Below are 3,774 nucleotides of genomic sequence, written 5' to 3'. Positions count from 1 at the left end.
TCCCCCATTGCTCGCGCGCCCCCCGGCGCGCACGCCCGCGCGAGTGGCGCTACGTCAACTGCCCCCGTACGCCGCCCGGTTGGAGGTACCAAACTAGACGGGCTTTTGTGCCATTCCCATCCCAGATGTCTGGGAGTCGCCCTAGCCTGCTCGCGTGACTTCCGCTTCCCGCCCAGATCCCGAACGCCACACCGCCGGATCCGGTCGTACAGGCCGTTCCGGTGCCCGAGCAGCCGCGGTCGCTCCCGCCGCCCGCGACGCGCTGGCCGACGCCCTCGCGCGCCGGCTGCGCGGCACCGAACCGCTCGGCGCGCTCGATGTCCTCCAAGCCTCCGCCGACGCCCTGCTCACCGCCGTCCCGGCCGACATCTGGTGCGCCGTCATGCTCGATCCCGCGACGCTCCTCGACACCGGAGGTCTGCACGAGTACGGATTTCCGCGGAGTGTGATGCCGCGCCTGTTCGAGATCGAGCACGCCGATCAGGCCGGTGTCGACAACATCCGCGCCCTCGCCCGCCGTACCACGCCCGTCAGTCTGCTCAGCGACTCCATGGCCGGCCGGGTGGCGGAGAGCGTCTACTACCGCGATGTGCTCCGGCCCTCCGGGCTCTCGGACGAATTACGCGTACTCCTGCGCGACGGCTCCCGTACCTGGGGACTGTTCGTACTGTGCCGTGCCGACGGCTCGCGGCCCTTCACTCCCGCCGAGGTCGCCCTCGCCGCCTCCGTCAGCGCACCGGCCACGACCGCCCTGCGCCGCTCGCTCCTCCTCGGCGGTATCGACCGTGACGACGTACCGGACGCCGCCGGCCTGCTCATCCTCGACGACGACCAGCGGATACGGCTGTGCACCTCCACCGCCGAGCGCTGGCTGAGCCTTGTCCAAGAGGCCCATCCCGCTCCCGGGCACCGGTATCCGTTCGCTCTCGACGCGCTCACCCACAAGGTCCGCTCCGCCGGCCTCGGTGTCCAGGTGCAGTCCCGCGCGATCAGCCGTACCGGCCACTGGATCACGCTCAGCGCCTGGCGCGAGAAGGCGGAGGGCGAGGAGTCGGAGGCGCTCACCTATGTCTCGCTGGCGCCGAGCCGCCCGGGCGAACTGACCGCCATCGTCCTCGACGCGTACGGTCTCACTCCGCGTGAGCGCCAGGTCGCCCAGCATGTACTGCTCGGCCGTTCGACGGCCGAGGTCGCCGACTCGCTCCACATCGGCGAGTACACCGTGCAGGACCATCTGCGGAAGGTCTTCGACAAGGCAGGGGTACGGAGCCGTCGCGAGTTCACGGGAGAGCTGTTCCAGCGCTGCTACCTGCCGCGACTGGACGATCCGCCGCTCACGACCGACGGCCGTATGCGCAACGACGCTCCGGACGAGCGGCGGGCGTGATGCGGCGGGCGTGACGTGTTCGCGTCCTCGTGAGACAGGGCCCTGTCGAACAGTGGTGGGTCACGAGATATCTTGATGTCGAGCAATGTTGCAGACGTGGAGCGGAGCGACCGGTGACTGACTCGACCATCATCTATACGCACACCGACGAGGCCCCGGCCCTCGCGACGTATTCGTTCTTGCCCGTGATCGAGGCGTACGCGTCGACGGCCGGCGTCACCGTCGAGAGCCGTGACATCTCGCTGTCGGGGCGGATCATCGCCGGCTTCCCGGAGCGTCTTGAGGAGAGCCGGCGGATCGATGACGCGCTCGCCGAGCTGGGCGCGCTGGCCGGGACTCCCGAGGCGAACATCATCAAGCTGCCGAACATCTCGGCGTCGATCCCGCAGCTCAAGGCCGCGATCGCCGAGCTCCAGCAGCAGGGCTACGCGCTGCCGGACTATCCGGACGACCCGAAGACCGACGAGGAGAAGGACGTCCGCGCGCGGTACGACAAGGTCAAGGGCAGCGCCGTCAACCCGGTGCTGCGCGAGGGCAACTCCGACCGCCGCGCTCCCGCGTCCGTCAAGAACTACGCCAAGGCGCATCCGCACCGGATGGGCGCGTGGACGGCCGACTCGAAGACGAATGTCGCGCATATGGACGCCGACGACTTCCGCTCCACCGAGAAGTCCGCGGTGATCGCCCGGGCCGGCTCGCTCCGTATCGAGCTGGCGGGCGACGACGGGACCACCACCGTGCTGCGCGAGTCGGTGCCCGTGCTGGCGGACGAGGTCGTGGACGCGTCGGTGATGCGGGTGGCGGTGCTGCGTGAGTTCCTCGCGGCGCAGGTCGCCCGGGCCAAGGCCGAGGGCGTGCTGTTCTCGGTACATCTGAAGGCCACGATGATGAAGGTCTCCGACCCGATCATCTTCGGCCATGTGGTCAGGGCCTTCTTCCCGAAGACGTTCGCCGAGCACGGCGACAAGCTCGCCGCGGCCGGTCTGAGCCCGAACGACGGTCTCGGCGGCATCCTCAAGGGCCTGGAGTCGCTGCCCGAGGGCGCGGAGATCAAGGCGTCCTTCGAGGCCGAGCTGGCCGAGGGCCCGGCGCTGGCGATGGTCGACTCCGACCGGGGCATCACCAATCTGCATGTACCGAGCGATGTCATCGTGGACGCCTCCATGCCGGCCATGATCCGCACCTCCGGTCATATGTGGGGTCCCGACGGCAAGGAGGCCGACACTCTCGCGGTCATCCCTGACAGCAGCTACGCGGGTATCTACCAGGTCGTGATCGACGACTGCCGCGCCCATGGCGCCTACGACCCGTCGACCATGGGCTCGGTGTCGAACGTCGGTCTGATGGCGCAGAAGGCCGAGGAGTACGGCAGCCACGACAAGACCTTCGAGATCCCGGCCACGGGCACGGTACGCGTCGTGGACGACAACGGCGATGCCGTACTGGAGCACGTGGTCAGCGCCGGTGACATCTGGCGTATGTGCCAGACCAAGGACCTGCCGATCAAGGACTGGGTCAAGCTGGCCGTCACCCGCGCCCGTGCGACCGGTGACCCGGCGGTGTTCTGGCTGGACGAGGGCCGCGCGCACGACGCGAGCCTGATCGCGAAGGTCAGGACGTATCTCGCCGAGCATGACACCGAGGGCCTGCGGATCGAGATCATGGCGCCGGTCGACGCGATCGCGTTCTCCCTGGAGCGCATCCGCCGCGGCGAGGACACGATCTCGGTCACCGGCAATGTGCTGCGTGACTATCTGACCGACCTCTTCCCGATCCTCGAACTCGGCACGAGCGCGAAGATGCTCTCGGTCGTCCCGCTGATGAACGGCGGCGGACTGTTCGAGACCGGCGCCGGCGGCTCCGCGCCCAAGCATGTGCAGCAGCTCGTCAAGGAGAACTATCTGCGGTGGGACAGCCTGGGCGAGTTCCTCGCGCTCGCGGTCAGCTTCGAGCACCTCGCGCAGACCACGGGCAACGCGCGGGCCCAGATCCTCGCCGACACGCTCGACCGCGCGACCGCGACCTTCCTCAACGAGGACAAGTCGCCGAGCCGTCGCCTCGGCGGTATCGACAACCGCGGCAGCCACTTCTATCTGGCGCTCTACTGGGCCCAGGAGCTGGCGAAGCAGACCGAGGACACGCAGCTGGCGGAGGCGTTCTCGGCTCTCGCCAAGACGCTGGCCGAGCAGGAGCAGACCATCGTCGACGAGCTGATCGCGGTGCAGGGCTCGCCGGTCGACATCGGTGGCTACTACCGTCCCGACGCGGCGAAGGCCTCGGCCGTCATGCGTCCGTCGGCCACCTTCAACCAGGCGATCGCGACGCTCGCCTGAGCCGTACCGTACGTACGGGACCGCCCTGGTCGGCAGCGCTGCCGACCAGGGCGG

General features: G+C 68.9%; 2 protein-coding genes. Both read left to right on the top strand.

All coding sequences use genetic code 11. The annotated features are described in order from the left end of the window. Positions 1-154 precede the first annotated feature (154 nt). Complete coding sequence (locus tag GA0115259_RS18455) at positions 155-1,387, top strand: helix-turn-helix transcriptional regulator (protein ID WP_093598134.1); 1,233 nt, start codon at positions 155-157, stop codon at positions 1,385-1,387. A gap of 113 nt (positions 1,388-1,500) precedes the next feature. Continuing rightward, positions 1,501-3,720, top strand: a complete 2,220-nt coding sequence (locus GA0115259_RS18450; protein WP_093598131.1) for an NADP-dependent isocitrate dehydrogenase — start codon at positions 1,501-1,503, stop codon at positions 3,718-3,720. The last annotated feature ends 54 nt before the right edge of the window (positions 3,721-3,774 follow it).

This window comes from Streptomyces sp. MnatMP-M17 (genome assembly GCF_900091995.1).
GTDB lineage: Bacteria > Actinomycetota > Actinomycetes > Streptomycetales > Streptomycetaceae > Streptomyces.
Note: the sequence above shows the minus strand (reverse complement) of the source record. Positions and strands in the feature narration are given on the sequence as shown.